Raw genomic sequence first — 23,224 nt, 5'->3', positions numbered from 1 at the left:
TGAATATAGTTGCTTTTCGAATTATCTGAACATATAATGAGGGTAATAATCAAACGACCATTTGAATGAGGTGTCCATATGCAATCAAAGGATATATGTGATGTAACAAAAGTAAATGAAAAAATAGTAGGAGAGGTGAAGCAACAGCTTCCGGATTTAACAAAGGTTGTAACTCTCTTTAAAGCATTAGCTGACGAAACAAGGCTTAAGATTGCATACGCATTAACAATTGAAGAAGAACTATGTGTATGTGATGTGAGTGAAATAATTGGATCATCAGTGGCAACAGCTTCCCATCATCTTCGTTTTCTCAGAGATCTATCTCTAGCAAAATCTCGTCGCAAGGGAAAATTAGTTTATTATTCTTTAGCTGATCATCACGTGAATGAATTAGTTAAGATTGCATATGAGCATTCGGATGAAGAGGAGCTGGGTTCAAATGAACAACTTAGATAAAAAAGAGTACCGCTTAGAAAACCTATCATGCGCCAACTGTGCTATGAAATTCGAAAAAAATATTAAGAGTCTTCCAACTGTGCAGGAAGCGACTGTTAACTTTGGAGCTTCTAAAGTTTCTATCATAGGAGATGTATCCGTTGGTGACATAGAAAAAGCAGGTGCCTTTGATGGAATTAAAGTCGTGCCCGTTAAGCAAAGAAAAATAGAAAAGACTCCTTTTTTTAAACGGCATGAAAACGTTGTGACAATGATTTCATTTGTTTTTCTAATAGGAGGAATCATTGCTTCCTTTGTTTATGAGGAGTCTCATCCAGCAGCTCTCTCCTTATTTGTTTTATCTATCTTAATTGGTGGATTTGAGTTGTTTAAGGGTGGTCTTATTAACCTTTCTCGCTTCTATTTCGATATGAAGACACTTATGACGATTGCTATTATAGGTGCGGCTATAATTGGGGAATGGAGAGAAGGAGCAGTTGTAGTATTCTTGTTTGCAGTGAGTGAGGCATTAGAGGCATATTCCATGAACAAGGCTAGACAATCTATTAGTGAATTGATGGACATTGCCCCGCCTACAGCAACCGTAAGACGTAGCAATGAGTTGATTGAATTAGATACGGAGTTTATTCAAATTGGAGACGTACTTGTCGTGAAGCCGGGACAAAAAATTGCAATGGACGGCATTGTTTTAAAAGGAAGCTCGACAGTTAACCAAGCATCCATTACTGGAGAATCTGTACCCGTAGTCAAAAAGAAAGGCGAGGAGGTTTTCGCCGGGACGCTAAACGAAGAGGGCTCCCTGGAAATACAAGTGACCAAGCGTGTAGAGGATACTACAATTGCTAAAATCATTCATTTAGTGGAAGAGGCACAGGCAGAAAAAGCTCCTTCTCAACGTTTTGTAGACAAGTTTGCGAAGTATTACACACCAGCCATTATTGGTATTGCTTTTTTAGTAGCAATTATACCGCCACTTTTAGGTGCAGACTGGCAGACTTGGATTTACCAGGGGCTAGCTGTTTTAGTTGTAGGATGTCCTTGTGCTTTGGTCGTATCTACTCCAGTTGCTATCGTGACAGCTATTGGAAACGCAGCAAAGCAGGGAGTTTTGATAAAGGGTGGTATTCATTTGGAGGAGATTGGTCGTATCGGGGCAATTGCATTTGATAAAACCGGCACTCTTACAAAAGGCTATCCAGAAGTAACCTATGTAGAGGCAGCTTCTGAGAAAGATTTTATACGAAATATAATGTCTATAGAGGCCTATTCACAGCACCCGCTTGCTCAAGCTATTGTTCAGTATGGGGCTAAGGAGCATATTCATCCGATAGAAGTAGAAGAGTTTCAATCAATAACTGGAAAAGGTGCCGAAGCAGTTATTAATGGTATAAAATGGTCTGTAGGGAGCGTTACCTGGATAAAAACCATTAGTTCTATTTCAGAGGAGGTTCTGCAAGCAGTTGAAAAGCTACAAACGGAAGGAAATACAGTAATTCTTGCAACAGAAGAAGGGAATTATAGAGGCTTTATTGCCATAGCAGATCCAATACGATCCAATAGCAAAAAAGTGTTACAAAGCTTAAAAAATAATGGGATTAAGCATACTGTTATGCTAACGGGTGATGACCCAAAAACAGCTAATGCCATTGCTAGTAGATTGGGAATGACTGATGTAAATGCAGGTCTAATGCCAGAGCAAAAGCTAACTGCCATTCAAAGCTTAAAAGAAAAATACGGAGCAGTGGCCATGGTAGGAGATGGTGTCAATGATTCTCCGGCCTTAGCTGCAGCAAATGTCGGAATAGCTATGGGTGGGGCTGGTACAGATGCAGCTTTAGAGACTGCTGACATAGCTTTGATGGCTGACGACTTAGAAAAATTACCATATACAATACGTTTAAGCAGAAAAGCATTGCATATTATTAAAGAAAATATTATGTTTGCATTAGGGTTAAAGATTATTGCGCTACTTCTTATCATTCCGGGATGGTTAACATTATGGATTGCCATCTTTGCTGATATGGGTGCTACATTACTGGTAGTTCTAAATTCCTTACGGTTATTAACTACATTCAGTCAAGATAACAGCCCTTGGAAATAACACTTTCAACATATTGTTTGATAAGTCCCTGTCCAGACTAAAGGACAGGGAGAGAATATTTAGAACAGAATATATTTATTCATTAGGTTCGGAGGGTTATCAATGAAGCTTACAGAATGGACAATGGAGGAGCAGGAGCAGCTGATCCATTTCATGACAACGAATACATGGCCATATCACGGAAATTCGCACCCTGTACGAGAGTTGATTGAAAAAACAATTGAAGAGGGCGGTTATCAATCAGATGAAGTGAAAACCTTCTGGGTTGAGAATGACGAAGATGAAAAAGTGGGCATTGTGAAGATTTATGATCTGCAGGATGATATTCCTCTTTTCGATTTGCGTATTGCAGACGAGGCCCGAGGTAGAGGGTATGGCCCACTTGCACTAAAAAAGATTACGGAATATGTTTTTAATCTACCGGAGGGTAAAATTCGCTTAGAAGGTCATACCCGCCAAGATAATTTTGCAATGCGAAAAACGTTTGAGCGTGCAGGCTTTGTCAAAGAGGCACAGCTCCGACAAGCATGGTTTTCTCCAAAAGAAAGTTCATACTACGATGCTGTTACATATGGAATGACGAGAGACGACTTTATGAAAGGTACCTCAACCCCGGTTAAGTGGGATGATGACTTTCATATAATTGAAAAAGTAAAAGAGGAATTAGTTTTTCCAGAGGAATTTTATACGGATCGATTAATCATCCGGGCTCCTAAAGTTGAGGATGCAGAAGCAGTGCAAAGAGCGGTAGTTGCTTCTCAAGATGCTTTAAAAGACTGGATGCCTTGGGCACAAGAAAAGGAATCCATTGAACAAAGAGTGCGAAATCTTCGTCAAGCAGTAGCAGATTTCATCACGCGAAAGGATCTACGACTTCATTTATTTTTAAAGGAAACAGGAGAATTCGTAGGATGTTCTGGACTCCATCGTATAGACTGGGATGTCCGAAAATTTGAAATTGGCTATTGGATTGATAGTAAATTTGAGGGTAAAGGCTTGATGACAGAGGCAGTCGAACGCATTACAACCTTTGCCTTTGAGGAGCTAAAAGCTAATCGAGTTGAAATTCGCTGTGATAGTGAGAATGTCCGAAGTCGATCTGTTGCTGAAAGACTTGGCTATACTCTAGAGGGGACTCTCCATCATGATTCTTTGTCTGCTGATGGTAAGAGTTTAAGAGATACGTGTATTTATGCTAAAACCAAAAGTAAAGGGGTTGCCTAATGGCAACCCCTTTTGTCAGACAGCTCGTCTACCAGTGACAAGTTGAATAACGAAAATAATACCTGCAATAATTAATAGCGTGTGGATTAATCCTCCGCCAAAGTCAAGAAGTAGTCCTAACAACCATAGTACGATAAGAACTACTACTATACCCCATAAAATTTTACCCATTATTAGTCATCCTTTCTTCTTAAAATTGTTGATACGTGTTATTATTAGAAAGTTACCCCTATATACTAAGGGTTAAACATTTTTGATATTTTTGAATAATGAAAGAAGGATAGAATTGTTAACAAATGTAATGGAAGAAATCGTTCAAAGCCTTGTGAGAGTGCTGATGAGAGGAACAGAGTATCAAACTTTCTGTAAGTGTCCTCAATGTGAATTAGATATAATTGCCCTAAGCTTAAATACTCTTCCAACCCACTATGTTACAACCGAAAAAGGAAGAAAGGCTGTTTTTGAACGTATGAATACTTTAGAAAATTTAGAGTGGATTAATAAAAGAATCATCCATTCCATTCATGTCGTTGGAAAATATCCTCATAGATAGAAAAGGAGCCTTGTCATTCGATAAGGTTCTTTTATACTTTATTGCTCGGAGAATTCTAAAAAAGAACTTAGAATTTATATCTACGCTTGCATGATGCTATTATCCAATTTTTGCTGCTATTATAATGTTCATAAAGTGAAACTATTGTAAAAGCTAGGGCAATACTAACATGAATTGAGATGGTAGGTCTGTTGTAGTAAAATATAAGAAGTGATGAAAGGAAGATAAATATGCCAACACCAAGCATGGAAGACCATATCGAACAAATTTATATACTAATCGAGCAGAAAGGCTATGCACGTGTGTCTGACATTGCAGAAGCATTATCTGTACTGCCATCTTCCGTAACCAAAATGGTGCAAAAATTGGATAAGGATGGCTTTTTAATATATGAAAAATATCGTGGGCTTACTTTAACGACTAAAGGAATGAAGCTAGGAAAGAAGCTAGTGAAACGACACGAACTGTTAGAGGAATTTTTACGCCTTATAGGAGTGGAGGAAGAAAATATCTATGCGGATGTGGAAGGAATCGAACATCATCTTAGCTGGAACTCCATTGATCGAATTGCAGATTTGGTCTTACTCTTAGAAGATAATGCCTCTATACAGACACAACTTTTAGAGTTAAGAAAAGACTTAAGTGAGTAAGTATTTGTAGGAATGGAATAGAATAGAATGTCATGCAAAGTCTTGCTATATAGTTTTTGGCAGGAGTTGCTAGAAATACGTTGATATTCTTAAGGTTGACAATGCTATGACTAATCAAATGGATGAGACTAGGGAAATTGTGAAAAGAATCTCTCAGAAATTTTTCCCCAATGTATAAATACATATTATTAGCTGAGTCAAACTTCTATTGTACATAGGTCACTTGGCGAAAATTTTAAGCAAGTATGCAAAAAAAAATGGGCATAATAATGGTAACTATAATTAAATAAAAAAATTCTAAAGTACAGAATATCCCAACAAGTGATGACTATAAGAAGGATATGCCTAGTTGTTTATAATGAGGATGAATCGGTTATAAGGGAAGTAGCAAATGATTCGGAAGCACAATGAATCGAAAAGTATACTAATTGACGCCTAAAAGTTCAAATATTTTTTATTAGAACGAGTAGATAGTGCACTAGATATACTAAAACAAAAGGTAACGACCAATTTCATATATGGTCAGAAGGAGAGCGGTAACTTTGACAGAATTAGCATCAGGAGAAATAGTAAAATTACAAGTGAAAATGAGGGAAGGATCGAAATGGATTCTTCAGCACAAGGATATGGAGATATCTTTAAATGCTTCCGAGGCTCCAGAAGAATTACAAGTCGACGATACACTAGAAGTATTTTTGTTCGTAGATAGAAGAGGTAATCTTTCTGCTACTACACAGCTCCCTACCATACAAAAGGGAACTTACGGATGGGCAAGAGTTATAAAAGTTTCAGATAAAGAAGGAGCCTTTGTAGACATTGGTACTTCTAAAGAAGTGCAAGTGAAAGCCGAGGATTTGCCAAAGATCAAAGAGTTGTGGCCAACTCAAGGGGACCATTTATATATGACACTTCGAACAGATCGTGAGGGTGAATTATTTGGCCGTCTTGCTACGGAGGATCGTGTAGAGGAATTATATATAGATGCGCCAACCACACTTTTAAACAAAAATTTACAAGCAAGACCATACAGACTACTTCCTGTAGGAACCTTCTTGCTTAGCGTTCCCGAAAATTATCGTATTTTCGTTCATGAATCAGAGCGAGTTGAGGAACCTAGATTAGGACAAGACTTAACCGTGCGTATTATTGATACGAAGGATGATGGGTCTCTCAATGGCTCTCTTCTCCCTAGAAAGCATGAACGTATGGGCGACGACGCCGAATCAATTTATCGCTATTTAAATGATGTCGGTGGGAAAATGCCATTCACAGACAAATCTACACCTGAGGAAATTCAAGAAATGTTTTCGATGAGTAAGGCTGCCTTCAAGCGTGCTTTAGGGAAGCTGATGAAAGAGAAAAAAATTAACCAACAGGACGGATGGACTGAGTTAAAGCAATAAGATTAGATAAAAAGGAGTAAGAAGCATCGATGACCATCGGAACTTTTTACTCCTTTTCACGTACTAATGATAGTACCAACCAATAGAAAGGGGTTTTAATGGAATGAAAAAAATGGTACAAGTGTACTTGGCATTTTTACTTGTCATTGGAGTACTAGTAAGTCCTATTGTAGCTTTAGCTGATACAAATGGAGAAGCTGAAACTGAAGTTGTAAATGAAAAGTTTGGGGCGCCTATTGTTGTTTATGGAGGTAACCTAACTGACGATCAAAAAAATAGTGTAAAAGAGAGTTTAAAAGTTACAGATAAATCAGAGGTACAAGAAATTGTAGTTACAGGTAAGGACCTAGCAACCTATCTAAATGATGGAGACGCTTCGGCTAGAATGTTCTCTTCTGCTAAAATTACCCGAAAAGATGCTGGATCTGGTCTAATTATTAACATCGTAACTCCAGATAACATTACTGAAGTTACGGCAGATATGTATGCTAACGCTATGCTTACTGCTGGAATAGAAGACGCGGTAGTAGATATTGCAGCTCCTAAGCCTGTAACAGGACACTCCGCCCTGGTAGGTATTTATAAAGCATATGAGGTTACGGGAGGAGAACTAGACCCGGAACGTACAGATGTAGCAAACGATGAGCTATCTGTCGCAACTATCCTGTCTAAACAAGGTGGGGTAGATGAAGAAAAGGTAACAGAGCTCTTAACAGAAATTAAAAAGCAAATTGCTGAGCAAAACCCAGCATCCCGCGAGGAAGTTGAAAAAATTGTTTCAGAACAGCTATCTAAGCTTAAAATTGAACTTTCCGATAAGGATCGTCAACTACTGATTGATTTGATGGATCGAATTCGTCAACTAGATATAGATTTTAGTAAATGGTCTGATCAGTTAAATGATTTTAGTAAAACAATCGAAGATAAATTTAACCAAATAAAAGATAACGAAGGATTTTGGCAAAGTGTCAAAGATTTCTTTAACAATCTAATCGATTCCATTCGATCTATCTTTAGTTAAATGATAAATCTACCTGTAAATTCAGGTAGATTTTCTTTTGTTAATAGCGAGGATAAATTATTTGAAGTGGAGAAGATTATTTGATAAGATAAAATAAAATAATTTATCTCGAATTCGAGATAAATGAGTGGAGGAAAATCAAATGAAATTAGCAGGAATTCATCATGTATCCGCTATTACTGCAGATATAAATAAGAATCATGATTTCTTTACGAGAATATTGGGAATGCGGTTAGTGAAAAAGAGTGTAAATCAGGATAGCCCATCCACATACCATCTATTTTATGCAGATGCAGAAGGTACTCCTGGTACAGACATGACCTACTTTGACATACCAATGGCTGGCAGAACATATCCTGGAGTGTCGAGTATTAGTAATACGGGTTTTAGAGTGAAGAGTGAAGAAGCTCTACAATTTTGGGAAAGAAGATTGCATGATTTCGGAGTTCCTCATGATAAGATAGTCGAAAGGTTTGGCAGAAAAACACTCTATTTTGAAGACTTTGAAGGGTCTAGAATGATGTTAGTTGTAGATGATGGTAAGGGTATTCCTTTTGGAAAGCCTTGGATAAAAGAAGAGATTTCTGCAGAAAATGCTATCGTTGGTTTAGGTCCTGTTACTTTAACGTTAAAGGATCCAAGTGCTACTGAACAGGTTTTAGAGCATATATTAGGCTTTGTTTTTATCGGCTCCTATCCTTCAGTTGTTACAGATGCTCCAGATATTAAGGTTTATTCAACTGGGGATGGAGGACCAGCTGGCGAGGTGCATATTGAAACTCGAAAAGACTTACCGAGGGAAAGACCTGGTAGAGGTAGTGTACATCATGTGGCTTTCCGTATTCCAAACATGGAGGATTATCCTAAATGGGAGGAAATGTTAAGAGCAAACGGATTTACAACGTCTGGTCTCGTCGATCGTCACTACTTCAAAGCTATTTATTTTAGAGAACCAAATGGAGTGTTGTTTGAGCTTTCTACTGACGAGCCGGGATTTGATACAGATGAGGATTTAGCAAAGCTTGGTGAAAAGTTAGCCCTACCACCATTTTTAGAGCCGAAGCGAAAAGAAATTGAAGCGAAGCTCCGTCCGTTGTCAATTAAATGATTGTTATGTTAAGATTCTAAAAAAGGAGTGTGTGTTAATGGATTTTCAATATAAAGAACTTGGCAATGATGTATTTGCCTATCAAGTAATAGAAGATGGGGAAAGACTTGGAGAAATTACATGGACATTACTAGGTGATGTAATGGTTATGGACCATACCTATGTTTCGAGTAAGCTAAGAGGCCAGGGGATTGCGAAAAAGTTATTAGACAGCGCCGCTTCCTATGCAAGAGAAAATGAATTGAAAATGGAGCCAGTTTGCTCATACGTAGTAGATGCATTTGCTAAATCTAACGAATATGATGATATAAAGGCATAATAAAAGGCAATCCTCTTTAATATAAAGTGGATTGCCTTTTACGTTTTAATGATTAAATAGAAGTAAACAGAACTAGAATTCCAGTTAATGCTGATGCACCTGCCAGTGTATATAAGAAGTCGGTTTGATTAAAGATAAGTTTCTTTTCCATGTAAATCTTCCTTTCTATTTTGGTCTTACTATTAAATTACCCTGTTATTAGTAGACTCAAACAGGTTTATAAAAAATATTGCAGGGAAATCAGAGATTGATGAAACCTTTTGGCTATGTTTTCGTAAAATAGCTATATCAATTAATAATAGGGGGTAAAAAAATGATTTCACGTACAGGAGAAGTTGTTTTAGGCGTAGTTGGAGCTGTTTTTAATGTAATAGCAATTATACTAGTTTCATTGATTGTCATTAATGGTAGTTCGGTAATGCAGGAGGAAGGGTTCACACAAGTCTTTGAAGAAGACATTTATAGCGATCCAGCACTAACTGCTGAAGAAGCTGCTGCAGCTACGGAATTTATGGAAGTATTTGTAGACTTGTTTGGCGTTTTTGGCTGGGCGGCTGTTATAACGTTTGTTATTAGCTTAGTATTTAATATTTTAGGAATTGTATTCGTTTCGAAAAACAAAAAGCCAAAATTAGCAGGAATCATGTTTATTGTAGGGGGAGTTTTTGCAGGAATTATCTCATTAACATCCATCGTTTTATATGTTGCTGCAATTATGTGCTTCGTACGCAAAACACCAGTTAAATTTGAAGAAGAATATTCAACTGAACAAACTTATTAAAAAAACACCGGCCTAATAGGCCGGTGTTTTTAATGGATATAAATATTTTGCGGTAGATAGAGGGTGACCCTCGAAATACTCATCAAATTCTTCTAGACATTCAAATCCATACCGTTCATAAAAAATACGAGCGCTTTCATTTTTGCTCTCTACATAAACAAATAATTGTTTTCCCACAGACATATGATTCACACCTGCTTCTAACAGCTTTCTACCGTATCCCATTTTTTGGAACTCGGGAAGCACATAAATTGCGGTGAGCTCAGCATCACCATCTTCATCAACATAAGTGAAGTTAGCAAAGCCGATAGTTTCACCTTTATATTCCGCAACTAAAAAAATTGTTTTTTCTATTCGTTTGGCTAGCATCATAGGAGAGTAAGCTTTTTCCAAAAATATTTCCTGAACATTTTCTGGTATTATATCTTTATAAGTATCATTCCAACTGATCCTAGCGATCTGTTGAATAGTAGTAATATCTTTTAACGTAGTCGCCCTTATCATTTGAAATCACCTCTTCAGCTTTTTGTAATCATAACAAAATTTCTGTCAATCTTCTATAATTAAATAGAAAAATATTGAAAATAAACATTTTTACATAGGAGGCAAACATGTCCTGGGATTTGAAGAAATTTAGTGAATTAGATATTAATTATTTATATGAAATACTAAAGCTTCGTGTAGAAGTTTTTGTCGTCGAACAAAATTGTCCATATCCAGAGCTAGATAACTATGATCAGCATGCCCTTCATCTAAGTTATAAAGAGAACAATGAAATTATTGCTTATTGCCGTATTATCCCTGGTGGACATAAATATGAAGAATGCTCTATTGGAAGAGTTATTGTGAAGGAGCATGCTAGAGGAAGAGGCTTAGCTCGTATTCTTATGTTAGAAGCTATTGAGAAAGCAGAGAGGACTTGGAATGTTCCAAGCATTAGAATCTGTGCACAGAGTCATTTGCAAAAATTCTATTATTCAGTAGGATTTCATACTATCTCGAATGAGTTCGAGGAAGACGGTATACCACATGTGTATATGATGAGGTCTACAAATTAAAAAAGGGTTATATTGTATGTATTAGGGTATATATAGTTTATCAATAAGAATATTGGAGGTAATAGAGATGGCAAAAAATAAATCTCTTTTGTTAGCAGGGCTTGCAGCAGGGGCTTATGCTTACTTTAGGAAAAAGGAAAATCGTGATAAAGCAATGGAAGCATTTAATAATACGAAAAATAAAGTAAATTCCTTTATGGAAGCTCAAAAGCAGCAAGATACTAGTAATGAAAATACAGGTAACCCAAATCCATATCATGAAGAAGATAACAGAATGGTGGATGAGGGTGCGATGACAAGCGTTCAGTATTATAATGAGGAAGAACAAGTAAAAGATGATATCGACAATGATACTAAAGTGGGAGAAAAATAAACTTTTCTAAAAAGGTGCCTTCGGGCACCTTTTTTATTTTACATATATAGATATTACTGTATAATTTCTAAAAAATACCTGTTAAGTTAGAGAGTAATAAGGGGAGCAGGCATTTCCATTATTTACTCAAATAAAACTAATCTCATTTCTATATCGTCTACATTATTGATTTAGCATTTTTTTAATAATTACGCAGTTTCAAGGTAGGATATTTAGGGTACGAAAAAGAGACGATTATATTCTAAAGGAGGATGCAAAAGTGAAAAAGGCCATGTTAATTTATAATCCTTCTTCCGGAAGAGAAGAAGCTAGTCAATTTAAGGATAGAGCAATAGAGGTTTTAACTAATTTAGGATATGAGGTTATGGAAAAGGAAACTCAGAAGCAAGATGATGCTACCCATTTCGCTAAATTAGCCTGTGAAAGAAAGATGGATTTTCTTTTGGCTATGGGCGGGGACGGGACTATTAGCGAGGTAGTGAACGGTCTCGCAGAACAAGAAAATCGACCATTGTTTTCTTTTGTTCCGCTTGGAACTGTAAATGATTTTGCTAGAGCTTTAGGTATTCCTCTTGAGCCAGATATAGCAATTGAAGCGTTAAAAATGACTAATACAGAACAAGTAGACGTAGGGCGTATCGGGGATAAATATTTTGTGAACGTGGTAGCAATAGGAGATATTGCAAGTAAGGTTGCAGATACTCCAGTTGAGCAAAAAACCAGATATGGTTCTATGGCCTACTTAGTAGCTGGCGCAAAAGCCTTACTCTCCAATGAAGAAGTGGAAATGACTATAGAGCATGATCAGGGTACTTGGAAGGGGACTTCTATATTAGTTTTAGTTGCTCTAACCAATTCTGTAGGTGGATTTGAGGATCTGGTTAATTCTGCTAAAATTAATGATGGGAAGCTACATGTTTTTATTATTAAACAGGCAGGCTTTACTTCAATTGCGCGTATGGGTGCTAAAGTAATGCTAGGCACATTAGGTGAAGACGAAGGTGTAGAAACTTTTAAAACAGAAAGATTACACATTGACTCGAATCGAACGTTATTTTGCAATGTAGATGGCGATCAGGGAGACTGTACACCTCTTAATATCCAGGTTCTTCCAAAGCATTTAAATATGCTTTTGCCTAAAAAAATCTAAATAAATTAAAAAGGCTAGTTTTTTACAATTAAATGTTATAAAATGATTCTACATCCCTATAAACATAAGGTTACTAAAGAACTATAAAACTGATTAGAAAGATGAGGTTCTTATGGATAATACAGAAAAAATATTCTTAGATTACTTCACAAAAGCCTATGCCAAGGAAATGGGTATTACTAATAGAGTTAAAGGTCTCGATCAATTTTTTGAATTAGAAAAAAAGTTATTCTTAGATATGTATTCTTTCGAGATTGAACGAGCAAAAACAGTGCTGAGAGAGATTATTGATTTAATTATAGCGACTAATAATAAACAAATGATTCAAAATGTAAAATACTACTACATACAATTATCAGCTGTCATGGCTAGAAAGTTGTATGAAAGCCAGGTTCCATTAGATAAAGTTATGGCGTTTAATAATGCGAGTGTGGAAATTATTGATAACAAAATGAGTGATGCACAATTTTTACAATGTGCCGATGAACTCGTTGAGTTCTTTGTAATGGTTATAACAGAAAGAAAGAAGCCTTCTTTTGGTCACCAAACGGTAAACAAGGTCATTCTCTATATTAATGACGAAATAGAAACAAACTTAACTGTAGAAGACATTGCAAAGCAATTTAATATTAGCACTAGCCATCTATCCAGAATTTTTAGAGAACATACTGGGGTAACATTAGTAGAATATTTAAATATTCGTAAAGTAGAAGAATGCCAATACTTTTTGCGCCATACAAACAAAGCTATCTCGGAAATTTCGAATTCTTTTCACTTTTGTAATCAAAGCTATTTTACTCGTATCTTTAAAAAGTATACAGGGCTTACTCCGAAACAATTTAGGGATCATCAGGAACACCCGAACTTTAAGTATAATTTTCCAAAAGAGCCCAAAACTTATTGATTTTTCATCTAAGTAATATTTGAAAAATAGCTTCATAGAGGGTATACTCTTTATAGTTTGAAAATTGTAGGTGAAACGATGAAGAAGAAAATTAGTTTACTCTCTATTCTTGTTTTTGCAGCAGTTTTACTGAGTGGTTGTTCAGGAGTAGAAAACAAAGAAGGAACTTTTTACAATATATTTGTTCGACCTTTTGAATTTTTAATAGAATTTTTTGGGGACATTTTTAACGGTAGCTATGGGTTAGCAATTATTGCTATTACCATTATTATTCGTTTAGCTCTCATGCCTTTAATGCTTAAAAATTATAAGAATCAACAAGGTATGAAAGAAAAAATGGACAAGCTAAAACCAGAAATGGATTCAATCCAAAAGAAACTAAAAGAAACTAAGTCAAAAGAAGAGCAAATGGCTCTACAACAAGAAATGATGGGCTTATATCGTAAACATGGCGTTAATCCTTTAAATATGGGTTGCTTGCCAATGATTATTCAAATGCCAATCGTTATGGGACTCTATTTTGCAATATTGTATTCTGCAGATATTAAGTCTCATGAATTCTTATGGTATAACCTGGGATCTCCTGATATTGCTATGACACTTATTGCAGGAGCGGTGTACTTTGCACAAGCAAAAGTGTCTCTATGGACAGTTCCAGAGCAACAACAGCAGCAAATGAAAATGATGGTTTATATTTCACCTATTATGATTATGTTTATCTCATTTAGTTCTATGGCAGCGCTACCGTTATATTGGGCTGTTGGTGGGATTTTGTTGATATTCCAAACATATTTAGGACGTAAATTCTACTCAAATCATCCTGAAAAAGCAGAAAAGTCTGTATAAAACAAGGAGAAGCTTTTTGCAAAAAGAGCTTCTTTTTTTTGGCTAGAAACTGCCTCCTCGCTTTTCTCCATTTGCTAGTCGGGGCAGACATAGGCGTTTGCGTTTTACTAAGTTATGAGGTGATAAAATGAAACGAAATTGGATATTTGGTATTTTGATTGTTGCTGCGAGTATCGCATCTTTAGTATTTATTATTAAAGGGAACATTAATCTCGCTGTTTTATTCATGACAGTTATTTTTATTTTAAGTAATGGCTATCGGGCAATTGTTTTTAAGGAAAAAGGGCATATCCGTGAAGCAAAGTGGATGAGAACGATGGCAATAGTTTTCACCATCCTTTTTGTACTAGTCTTAGTTTTAATAATAAATTAAAAAACATTACCTTTCGTAGGTAATGTTTTTTTATGGAATTATACGTAGTTAGTAGGCATATTTTTTTCTAGATAGGAGAAGTATTACGATAGCTGGAATTGTACAGAAGGCCATTCCTAAAAATGCAAGTCTTGGCTCAACATCATATAAGTAACCGCCAACGAAAGTTAGGAATGCACTGCTTAGACTCATAGATAATGCGGCATAAATTCCTTGGGCTGCAGGTATAAGGCTTTTGTCCAGCGTTCGAGAAATATATTGGATAAAAGCGTAATGGGCAATACCAAATGAAACGGAATGTAGAACTTGAGTTAGGATGAATATCCAGACGGAAGGAAATAGGTAAATACTAATCCATCTGACCGTTGCGCCAATTCCGGCTAACAATAGCATCCAGGATACTTTTTTATTGGAAAATAGCTTGTCTGCAAATAGAAAGAATACAATTTCAAAGATTACTGCAACGTTTAAAACAATCCCAATATAAAGGCTGTTTACTCCAATATCCTGCAGATAGATAAATCCATAATTATTATAAGAGGCATGTGAGCCTTGAATAAGAATAGTTAAGATTAAAATAACGATAAATTGCTTAGAGGTAAATAGGTTTTTCCAATTGCCTGTGTTGTCTTTAGTTACCTGGTGAGGTAATTCGCTCAAAGAAGCAGGCATTGGCTTGGAATAAGTTATCATAATGACGGCAAGTGCTCCTAACATCGTCCATAGTATCGCTTGCTCGTCCCAAATAGCGGTTACTCCACCTATAAATAATAAGGCGACCATGAATCCCACAGATCCAAAGGAACGACTCTTCCCGTAGTGGATTTTGTCCTTCTGCATAAGTATGGAGGCACTGCTCTCCATGGCAGGTAAAAGATTTGGATATATTAAGCTAAAAGTAACAGTAATGGCTAAGAGAGAATAAAAAGAATTAAAAGGTATGTATAAAACTATAGCTGCAAAAGAGAACAGTGCAAGCAATCGTAGAACTCTCTGCATGCTAAAACGACCCGTTGCTTTGGGAAATAAAACAAAGGTGGAGAAGGCTCTTGCTAGCATCCCTGCTCCCATTACAATACTTGCAGAGGTAACACTTAAACCTTTTGCATTTGTTAGATAGCCTGTCCAATACGGCATAAACACGCCCCACGTAAAGAAAAAAGTAAAGAAGTTGATAGATAACCATTTTTGGGATTTCATAGCCGACCTCATTGCTTTCGTATATTTATCTAATATATTATAATGCATTTTGAATTGATTAGGGATTAGTTCATTAAAAAATGTTAAACTAATAGTATCGTAAATTGGAAAGAAGGAAGAGCAAGGGATGCAATCTAGATTTAGCTTTATGAAGCAAAAGAAAAAGAAAAAATGGCCGAAAATTGTTTCGGGTATAGTCGCGGGTTTAATAGTTGTTAGTGTCGTTGCATGGATTGGTATAAATGATTGGAATATAAATAAGAGCTTAGAATCATTAGGAATTCCAACTAAGGAAGATGAAGAGGTAGAAATAGTAGAGGAACCAACAGAGTCAATAGATGAAGTGGAAGAACCACCAATGGAAGAGCCCGTAGTTGAGGAACCTGCAGAAGAAGTGGATCGTTCGGGCGCAAAAGGCTACGTGGGCAATGAAATTCTACCGGCAGAGCCTACTTATGTGGACGGAATATTAATAGCAAGTAAGAGGTACCCTTTACCTTCTACTTTTGCACCAGGAGAAAGTGAAGAAGCGAGAGAAGCCTTTGAGGCATTGGCAGCAGAAGCAAAACTGTCTGATTACGAATTAGTAGCATTTAGTACATATCGATCATTTGACTATCAACAGCAGCTTTATGATAGATATGTGAGCAATGACGGAGTAGATGCAGCGGACCGATATAGTGCCCGTCCTGGATATTCTGAGCACCAAACCGGTCTTGCGTTTGATATAGGTGAACTACATTTTGAGCAACATTTTGCCAGAGAAAGTTTTGGAGAGACACCAGCAGGCCAATGGTTGGCAGCGAATGCTCACAAATATGGTTTTATCATGCGTTATCCTAATGGAAAAGAGAAAATTACTGGCTATATGTTTGAGCCATGGCATTTCCGATATGTTGGTGTAGATCATGCAACAAAAATATACGAAGCTAACACTACTTTAGAAGAATATTTAGGTATATAAAAATACGAGATTCCAGTTATTCATTGGAATCTCGTATTTTATGTTGGTAGCTATTTGTTCCTCCTATAAAATAGGAGAAATCAATCGAGAAAGTGATTCCTTAAACTTAATTAGAGATGTGCGTTGTTCATAAAGCTCCCAAGTCAATTCGGTAGAGAGCTTCATGTCTTCTTCGAATAGCTCTGCTAACTGATGGGAAGTTTCTCGATCATAGATAAATGCATTCACCTCGAAATTTAACTTAAAACTTCTAACATCAATATTGGCGGTACCTACAGTAGAGGCTTCGTCATCAATGACAATCATTTTTGTATGCAAGAAGCCATTTTCATAAATGTATATCTTAGCGCCAGCTCTGATAAGCTCTCCTACATATGAATAAGTTGCCCAATATACAAACATATGGTCAGGCTTATTAGGGATCATAATCCGTACGTCAATTCCTGATAGACAGGCAATACGAAGAGTGTCCATAAAGCTTGCATCCGGAATGAAATAAGGAGTTTGAATATATATATACTTTTTAGCCATCATTATTAGTTTAAGATATCCATTTTTAATTTGTTCCCATTCCGAGTCTGGTCCACTGGATACAATTTGAAGTCCAACAGAGCCCTTCATAGGAATAGCAGGGAAAAAATGATCTGAGTATTCAATATCATGATCTGCAGAGGCTTGGTTCCAGTCCAATATAAAGCGAGTTTGCAAAGGATGTACTGCGCTTCCTTCTATCCGAAGATGAGTGTCTCTCCAGTAACCAAATTTCTTTTTCTTTCCTAAATATTCATCTCCCACATTGAAGCCCCCGATATACCCAATACGCCCATCAATTACAACGATTTTACGGTGATTACGATAGTTCATTCGTGGATTAATCAGAGGAAGAATAGAAGGGAAGAAGGACTCGACACGACCGCCTAGCTCAACTAATTCTTTAAAATGCCTCTTTCTTAATGATCGAGATCCAGTGTCATCATATAGTATACGTACTTTTACACCTTGCTTAGCTTTTGCTAATAAAACATTATATATTTCTCGTCCTAAATTATCCAAACGGAAAATATAATATTGGATATGAATATGATCTTTCGCATTGTTCATGTCCTCTAAAAGTGCATCAAATTTTTCACGCCCATCCGAGTAAATCTCCAATTTGTTGTCTTGTGTCAGAACAGCATGATTGTTATGCAGATGCATAACGATTAATTCCTTGTAATGGCTGGCGTCATCTAAACGAAAATCAAATGATTCATCCTCAATGGCTTCCATTTGAAAATCAATTAGTTTGTCAATGCCGATTTTATTTTTTCCTTCCCAACGGAAAAGTGTTTTACGTCGCAGCTTTCTCCCGAACAATAAATATATTCCAAATCCTAGAATGGGGATAAAGAAGAGAACTAATATCCAAGCCCAGGTGGAGGAAGCATCTCGTCTCTCTAAAAATATTAAGGCAATCGCTAGCGAGATATTCAAAATTAGTATTCCAGAAACGATAAACCCATAAATACTTGCAGCCAAAATTGCACCCCCAAATCATACATGTCTTTCTTCTCTAGTATATCCGATTTAGTTAAAAGAAAGAAGAAATGTAACATATTTAGTAAACCCATAAGCATAAGTGATTAATATTAGTGAATTTCCAGGAAAAGAAGTTTGAATTATTTGATATAATTAAATAGGGATTTTGACTTAAGGAGATGGGATTATGCTACAGGCGAGAAACCTTCAAAAGAAATTTAAAACAAAGGAAGTTGTTAAAAAGATAAATTTGGAGCTCGGTGCAGGAGAATCAGTAGGGTTATTAGGTCCAAATGGAGCAGGGAAATCTACAACTATATCTATGTTGTCTTCTTTAGTTCAACCAACTAGTGGAGATGTACTGTGGAATAATGTTTCCATTAAGGATAATCCAGAAGCACTTCGTAAAACATTAGGAGTAGTTCCTCAGGAAATTTCTTTATATCCAGAGCTCACTGCGAGGGAAAACCTAAAATTTTTTGGACGGATATATGGTCTTAAAGGTCAAATTCTAGAGCACAGAGTAGAAGATGTTCTAGTTAAAATAGGGTTGAAGGAGAGGGAGAAGGATCAAGTCAAGACTTTTTCAGGAGGGATGAAACGTAGACTCAATATCGGGGCTGCTCTGCTACACCTCCCATCGTTGTTAATCATGGATGAACCTACCGTTGGAATTGATCCTCAATCTAGAGCCTATATCTTAAATACAGTCAAACGACTAGTAGAGGAAGGTATGACTTTGCTTTACACAAGTCACTATATCGAAGAGGTTGAGTTACTTTGTGATCGAATTTACATCATGGATGAAGGAGAAATTATTGCATTTGGAACAAAGGAAGAACTAAAATCTCTTGTCTCCGGAAACCAAACAATTGAACTAAAGGGTCATACATTGCCAGTTTTATTTGAAGAGTCACTTCAGAAGCATTTTCCTGCAGCTACCGTATACCGCGAGGAGGAATCTCTCTTACTTGCCTTAGCCAAAGAGGAAGAACCACTACCGCGTATTTTTGCAATTGCTGCTGAGAATGGGGTGACCATTACTTCAGCTATAGTTAAGGTGCCTTCTCTCGAGGATGTCTTTTTACATTTAACAGGCAGAGCATTGAGAGATTAGGAGGAAGATAGGAATGTTATTGAGCCTAATTAGTAAGCAGCTAAAAATGCTTGTTCGAAATAAGCAACCACTTATTATTTTATTGGTAATGCCGATTGTTCTCATCACTATTTTATCCTCTGCTCTGGCAGGCGTTATGAACCGTACAGCAGAGGTGGCTATTCAAGCAGATTTAGTAATAGTTGATTCATCCAGCTGGGAGCAGGAAAGTGAGGAAATAAAATTATTTTTAGAGAATGAGGGATTAGCAGGATCGGCGCAAGATTCTCTTCTTCAAACATTGAAAGAAAATGATCCTATTTTTGTTTTACAAAACTCGATTCTTTCTTCCATAGAAATAGAAAAATATCTAAAGGTAGAAAACGGAAAAGCTGAAGACCTAGGAAGCCTTCGAAAGGATGAAGAAATCGATGGCATTTTATCTTTTCCTGCAAATTTTCGATTAGAGTATATAAAATATGCTTATTTCAACACGGGTGAAGAACCGAAATTTGAATTGTTTTTAAATCAAAACAGTGAAATCAGAGCCTCCATTGTCCAATCAATTATTGAGGAGTGGCAAAGAGGATATAGCCAGTCCTTAGCCCTTACGAAAGCTGGAATACCTCCAAATAAAGTTATGGGAGCAACGGAGCAAGTAATAAAAATAGAACACGTATTGCCAAAGGGCGAGCGAACAGTTCCGTCCTCTATATATTATTCAATCGGAATGCTTGTGATGTTTGCACTTTATATACCATCTTTTCTGGCGGGCTTTGCTTTACAGGAAGTACAGTGGAAGGTGTATGATCGAATTATTTTGGCAGGAGTATCTCGCACCTTATATGTACTATCTATTTTAATCACTGGAACAATTGTGGCGCTTATACAGCAAGCTTTAGTCTTACTGTATGGCAGTTTGGCATTAGGTATTGATTGGATTGGCTGGCCATCGATGGCCGTTATTGTTCTAAGCTTTAGTTTGTTTATTGGGGGACTTTCCGCTCTACTCACTACCCTTCAATTTAAGACTGGAACAGAAGGAGTTGCTAATGTATTTAATGGATTGGTCATTACTATTTTCTCCTTCTTAGGCGGTTCCTTTTTCAAAATAAGCGATATATCGGAAACACTAGCGAACATAGGGAGTTATACACCCAATGGTGCAACGATGAAAGCAATACTCTCTATTCAATCTGGGGAAAAGCTTAGCGGAATATGGCTTCATCTGAATGTACTTTATATTGGAATTTTTATATGTGTATTACTTTCCATAATTCTATTTCCGAGAAGAGGTGCTAATTCGTGAAGGGAATTTGGATTGCAAGGCTTCAGAATTTAAAAAGAAAACCATTAGTACTTATAATGATGACACTCATGACCTTAGTGCTTGCCTACGTTCTTAGTGGAGGAGTAGGGAGCCAAACACCGATCTTAATTGCTTTAGATGATACATCTACAAGTAAGGAAGTTTTAGACGAGTTAAATACATTTGAGGAGTATTCTATAAAAGAGGTAACAAAGGATGTTCTTTATGAAAAAGTGGAACAGGATCCAGACTTAATCGGCGTCCATCTGACTCAAACAGCCTATACAGTTCTGACGGGTACTGAGACAGACTCTGTAAGGGAAATCTCGCTTGCTATCGAAACTGCATATAGCGAAAATGCCTTCCAGCAAAAAATAATAGAGATGGGTGGAGAACTTAAATGGCTCGAGGTAAAAGAGAATCTAAGTAATCAAGAAGCCTTTCAGATGAACACAAGTGCGATGGATGAAGCGCAGGCTTTTCGATATGACGGAGCACTTCAAAGTCTATTCGGATATATGCTCTTTTTTGTGTTTTACACGATTTCCACTAATGTTCAATTTATATTGGAGGATAAGCGAACTGGCGTATGGAATCGCTTAAAGCTAGCATCTATTAGTAGATTCCAATTGTATTTTGGCCATTTATCCTTTAGCTTTATAATTGGGCTTCTGCAAATGCTTTTAGTTATTTTGGTTTTTCGATTTGTAGTAGGAACCAATATGTACGGAGCACTTTTGGAAGTAATTTTAATAACGAGTATTTATGTATTATTAGTTTTAGCTGTATCATTGCTAATCATTTCTCTTGTCAAAACAGTTAGCCAAAGCGGAGTAATTATCTCGTTACTGGCAGTTGCCTTTGCCATGATAGGAGGTGCTTATTGGCCTCTTGAAATAGTACAATCGGAAGGTCTTTTGGCCATGAAATGGCTCTCTCCAATCTACTATGCAATGGAAGCATTAAAAAGGATTACCATATATGGGGAAACCTTAGGTGCTGTTTCGACGTACTTATGGATGATGCTACTATTTGCGGCTACGTTAATATCGGGAGCAATATATCTTTTAGAGAAGAAATCAGAACGTGGCCATTCAATTGAGTAAAAAGGAGGATGGGTATGTACTGGTGTAAAATAGCAAGATCTGAAAAAGAATTTGAAGCTATAGCTAGATTAAATTATGAAACATTTGTAGAAGAGATTCCACAGCATGAACCAAATCCAAGTGGGATGAGAGTTGATCCATTTCATCATGAAAATGTCTACGTGATTGTGTTAAAAGATCAAGAGCTTGCTGGAATGGTCGCCTTTAGAGCGGAGCGACCATTTTCTTTAGACAAGAAGCTAGGACCGGTGGAGAATATTCTGCCGGAAGATGCGCTTCAAGGAATGCTTTGTGAGGTTCGTTTACTGGCAGTAGATAAAAAACATCGCAATGGGCGTGTGTTTTATTATTTAGCTAGGGCGTTATCTGACTATGCATATGAGAATGGGTATGGTGCGGCTGTTATATCTGGTACGGTAAGGGAGCAAAAGCTTTACAACCAATTAGGCTTCGAACCGTTTGCTGCCCCAGTAGGAGCGGAGGGTGCTCTCTATGTACCAATGGTGTTGACAAGAGAGCGTTTTGATAATTCGGTAGCTGCGCGCTTTAAGCAGAAAAGGCATTCCTTTTATCCTGGCCCAGTTCATCTAACTGCACCAATCCAAATGGCTTTTCAAGAAGAACCAATTACTCACCGTTCTCATGAATTTGAAGTTATGCTCGAACGTGTGAAAAGCAGACTTTGTCAAATGAGTGGCACTAAACATGCTCATCTACTAGTGGGCAGTGGTACATTAGCGAATGAAGCGATGATAGCTCAATTGAAGGTATTAGATGAAAAAGGCTTGATTTTGACGAACGGAGCTTTTGGAGAGCGTCTTGAAAAGCAGGCGATGCGATGGGGACTAGAATATAATGTGTTGAGCTATGAATGGGGACAGACCTATCATCTAGAAACAATTGAAAGAAAACTATCTTCCGGCAATTATAGTTGGTTACTCATGGCTCATGGTGAAACTTCCACAGGAATGCTAAATAATTTAGATGAACTACAAGTAATCTGTAAACGCTATAACGTGTTGCTGTGTGCAGATTGTGTGAGTTCATTTGGTTCTCTACCGTTTTCAATGGAAGGGGTATATTTGGCAACTGGAGTTAGTGGAAAAGCGATAGGTTCTATGAGTGGCTTGTCATTTGTATTTGCTAACTCAGAAATAGTATCCTGTGAGCGAATTCCAACTTACTTGGACATAGGTTTAACAACAAATTCTGCTATTCCTTTTACAATGCCATCTCAATTCATCCTTAGCCTAGAAAATGCATTAATGGCCTATGATAATGGACAAAGATATAAGCTATTACATAAACGCTGGATGTTTATCGAGGAAGAAATAGAAAGGCTCGACATAGAACTTTTTACAAATCATAACTATCCAATGATTTTCACTATCCAGGAAAAGGAATTCCCATACCTTGCCGAGGATGCTAGAATGTCCGGCTTCGACCTGCACTACAGAAGTGATTATCTAAAGGAAAAGGGACTTATACAAATCTCTTGTATCCAGCCTGATTTCGAGCTTGCTTGGACTAAGTTTGTAAAATGGTTTGCTAATTATCGTTTATATCATGATAGTGAACAACAAAGCAGCCTGAATTGAGATGTTTTATTCAGATATGACTCTTTTAGGTGTGTATGACCGGATAGCGGGGAGTTATGACCGGATAGCAAAATTTATGACCGGATAGCGTGGGTTATGACCGGATAGAAAAA

Annotated in this window: 25 protein-coding genes; 21 read left to right on the top strand and 4 right to left on the bottom strand. The window is 36.9% G+C overall.

Translation table 11 applies throughout. The features are described from left to right. The first annotated feature begins 78 nt into the window (after positions 1–78). The 3 genes from MKY94_RS18495 (at position 79) to MKY94_RS18485 (ending at position 3,781) form a co-directional block, all read left to right on the top strand. Positions 79–456, top strand: a complete 378-nt coding sequence (locus MKY94_RS18495; protein WP_342577566.1) for a metalloregulator ArsR/SmtB family transcription factor — start codon at positions 79–81, stop codon at positions 454–456. Beyond that, positions 440–2,557, top strand: coding sequence for a heavy metal translocating P-type ATPase (locus tag MKY94_RS18490; protein ID WP_342577565.1), 2,118 nt, complete (start codon positions 440–442; stop codon positions 2,555–2,557). The genes MKY94_RS18495 and MKY94_RS18490 overlap by 17 nt, the downstream gene beginning before the upstream one ends. A 102-nt stretch (positions 2,558–2,659) precedes the next feature. Then, positions 2,660–3,781 carry a GNAT family N-acetyltransferase gene (locus MKY94_RS18485; RefSeq protein WP_340844948.1) on the top strand — a complete coding sequence of 374 codons (1,122 nt, stop codon included), beginning with the start codon at positions 2,660–2,662 and terminating at the stop codon, positions 3,779–3,781. Positions 3,782–3,796: 15 nt separating this feature from the next. Here MKY94_RS18485 and MKY94_RS18480 read toward each other — a convergent pair whose 3' ends face one another. Further along, positions 3,797–3,952 carry a lmo0937 family membrane protein gene (locus MKY94_RS18480; RefSeq protein ID WP_144539539.1) on the bottom strand — a complete coding sequence of 52 codons (156 nt, stop codon included), beginning with the start codon at positions 3,950–3,952 and terminating at the stop codon, positions 3,797–3,799. A gap of 130 nt (positions 3,953–4,082) precedes the next feature. On the opposite strand from MKY94_RS18480, the gene MKY94_RS18475 reads away from it, so the two are divergent. From MKY94_RS18475 to MKY94_RS18445, 7 genes are all read left to right on the top strand, one after another. Continuing rightward, positions 4,083–4,334, top strand: coding sequence for a late competence development ComFB family protein (locus MKY94_RS18475; RefSeq protein WP_144539655.1), 252 nt, complete (start codon positions 4,083–4,085; stop codon positions 4,332–4,334). 230 nt (positions 4,335–4,564) lie between these two features. Beyond that, a complete protein-coding gene (mntR, locus tag MKY94_RS18470) occupies positions 4,565–4,984 on the top strand; it encodes a transcriptional regulator MntR (protein ID WP_144539541.1) in 420 nt (139 codons plus the stop codon). Between the two features lie 542 nt (positions 4,985–5,526). Next, entirely contained in the window at positions 5,527–6,387 is an 861-nt protein-coding gene (locus MKY94_RS18465) for a S1-like domain-containing RNA-binding protein (RefSeq protein ID WP_151112459.1), read from the top strand. Positions 6,388–6,490: 103 nt separating this feature from the next. Then, positions 6,491–7,408, top strand: coding sequence for a DUF1002 domain-containing protein (locus MKY94_RS18460; protein ID WP_191697896.1), 918 nt, complete (start codon positions 6,491–6,493; stop codon positions 7,406–7,408). Between the two features lie 142 nt (positions 7,409–7,550). Beyond that, on the top strand, positions 7,551–8,516 hold the full coding sequence (locus MKY94_RS18455) for a ring-cleaving dioxygenase (RefSeq protein ID WP_191697897.1): 966 nt from the start codon (positions 7,551–7,553) through the stop codon (positions 8,514–8,516). 37 nt (positions 8,517–8,553) lie between these two features. Then, a complete protein-coding gene (locus MKY94_RS18450) occupies positions 8,554–8,835 on the top strand; it encodes a GNAT family N-acetyltransferase (RefSeq protein WP_144539547.1) in 282 nt (93 codons plus the stop codon). Positions 8,836–9,148: 313 nt separating this feature from the next. Further along, positions 9,149–9,616, top strand: a complete 468-nt coding sequence (locus tag MKY94_RS18445; RefSeq protein ID WP_225216164.1) for a DUF4064 domain-containing protein — start codon at positions 9,149–9,151, stop codon at positions 9,614–9,616. A 12-nt stretch (positions 9,617–9,628) separates the two neighbouring features. Here the strand turns inward: MKY94_RS18445 and MKY94_RS18440 are convergent, their stop codons facing one another. Beyond that, positions 9,629–10,120 (bottom strand): GNAT family N-acetyltransferase, encoded by a 492-nt coding sequence (locus MKY94_RS18440; RefSeq protein ID WP_144539549.1) that lies wholly within the window; start codon positions 10,118–10,120, stop codon positions 9,629–9,631. Between the two features lie 107 nt (positions 10,121–10,227). On the opposite strand from MKY94_RS18440, the gene MKY94_RS18435 reads away from it, so the two are divergent. From MKY94_RS18435 to MKY94_RS18410, 6 genes are all read left to right on the top strand, one after another. Then, the gene (locus MKY94_RS18435) at positions 10,228–10,674 is read left to right on the top strand and encodes a GNAT family N-acetyltransferase (RefSeq protein ID WP_154312203.1); all 447 of its coding nucleotides are present in this window, start codon (positions 10,228–10,230) and stop codon (positions 10,672–10,674) included. Positions 10,675–10,741: 67 nt separating this feature from the next. Next, entirely contained in the window at positions 10,742–11,047 is a 306-nt protein-coding gene (locus MKY94_RS18430) for a hypothetical protein (RefSeq protein WP_144539553.1), read from the top strand. A 259-nt stretch (positions 11,048–11,306) separates the two neighbouring features. Then, positions 11,307–12,197, top strand: a complete 891-nt coding sequence (locus MKY94_RS18425; protein ID WP_144539555.1) for a diacylglycerol kinase family protein — start codon at positions 11,307–11,309, stop codon at positions 12,195–12,197. Between the two features lie 112 nt (positions 12,198–12,309). Further along, on the top strand, positions 12,310–13,101 hold the full coding sequence (locus MKY94_RS18420; protein WP_191697899.1) for an AraC family transcriptional regulator: 792 nt from the start codon (positions 12,310–12,312) through the stop codon (positions 13,099–13,101). Positions 13,102–13,179: 78 nt separating this feature from the next. Continuing rightward, complete coding sequence (gene yidC / locus MKY94_RS18415) at positions 13,180–13,947, top strand: membrane protein insertase YidC (protein WP_144539559.1); 768 nt, start codon at positions 13,180–13,182, stop codon at positions 13,945–13,947. Positions 13,948–14,074: 127 nt separating this feature from the next. Further along, on the top strand, positions 14,075–14,320 hold the full coding sequence (locus MKY94_RS18410; RefSeq protein ID WP_144539561.1) for a hypothetical protein: 246 nt from the start codon (positions 14,075–14,077) through the stop codon (positions 14,318–14,320). A 48-nt stretch (positions 14,321–14,368) separates the two neighbouring features. Here the strand turns inward: MKY94_RS18410 and MKY94_RS18405 are convergent, their stop codons facing one another. Further along, positions 14,369–15,520: an MFS transporter gene (locus tag MKY94_RS18405; RefSeq protein ID WP_144539563.1), complete on the bottom strand. Its 1,152-nt coding sequence runs from the start codon at positions 15,518–15,520 to the stop codon at positions 14,369–14,371. 127 nt (positions 15,521–15,647) lie between these two features. Here MKY94_RS18405 and MKY94_RS18400 point away from each other — a divergent pair, with 127 nt between their 5' ends. Continuing rightward, positions 15,648–16,484 (top strand): M15 family metallopeptidase, encoded by an 837-nt coding sequence (locus MKY94_RS18400; protein WP_154312206.1) that lies wholly within the window; start codon positions 15,648–15,650, stop codon positions 16,482–16,484. 63 nt (positions 16,485–16,547) lie between these two features. Here the strand turns inward: MKY94_RS18400 and cls are convergent, their stop codons facing one another. Beyond that, positions 16,548–18,002, bottom strand: a complete 1,455-nt coding sequence (cls, locus tag MKY94_RS18395) for a cardiolipin synthase (RefSeq protein ID WP_144539566.1) — start codon at positions 18,000–18,002, stop codon at positions 16,548–16,550. Between the two features lie 187 nt (positions 18,003–18,189). Here cls and MKY94_RS18390 point away from each other — a divergent pair, with 187 nt between their 5' ends. Genes MKY94_RS18390 through MKY94_RS18375 form a run of 4 tightly spaced genes read left to right on the top strand, consistent with a single transcriptional unit; the run spans position 18,190 to position 23,111 of the window. Further along, positions 18,190–19,119, top strand: a complete 930-nt coding sequence (locus tag MKY94_RS18390) for an ABC transporter ATP-binding protein (RefSeq protein ID WP_151112476.1) — start codon at positions 18,190–18,192, stop codon at positions 19,117–19,119. Between the two features lie 13 nt (positions 19,120–19,132). Next, positions 19,133–20,407, top strand: a complete 1,275-nt coding sequence (locus tag MKY94_RS18385; protein ID WP_342577564.1) for an ABC transporter permease — start codon at positions 19,133–19,135, stop codon at positions 20,405–20,407. After that, positions 20,404–21,513 carry an ABC transporter permease gene (locus MKY94_RS18380; RefSeq protein ID WP_342577563.1) on the top strand — a complete coding sequence of 370 codons (1,110 nt, stop codon included), beginning with the start codon at positions 20,404–20,406 and terminating at the stop codon, positions 21,511–21,513. The genes MKY94_RS18385 and MKY94_RS18380 overlap by 4 nt, the downstream gene beginning before the upstream one ends. A 14-nt stretch (positions 21,514–21,527) precedes the next feature. After that, entirely contained in the window at positions 21,528–23,111 is a 1,584-nt protein-coding gene (locus MKY94_RS18375) for an aminotransferase class V-fold PLP-dependent enzyme (RefSeq protein ID WP_342577562.1), read from the top strand. The last annotated feature ends 113 nt before the right edge of the window (positions 23,112–23,224 follow it).

This window comes from Psychrobacillus sp. FSL K6-2843, from assembly GCF_038626375.1.
Lineage (GTDB): Bacteria > Bacillota > Bacilli > Bacillales_A > Planococcaceae > Psychrobacillus > Psychrobacillus faecigallinarum.
Note: the sequence above shows the minus strand (reverse complement) of the source record. Positions and strands in the feature narration are given on the sequence as shown.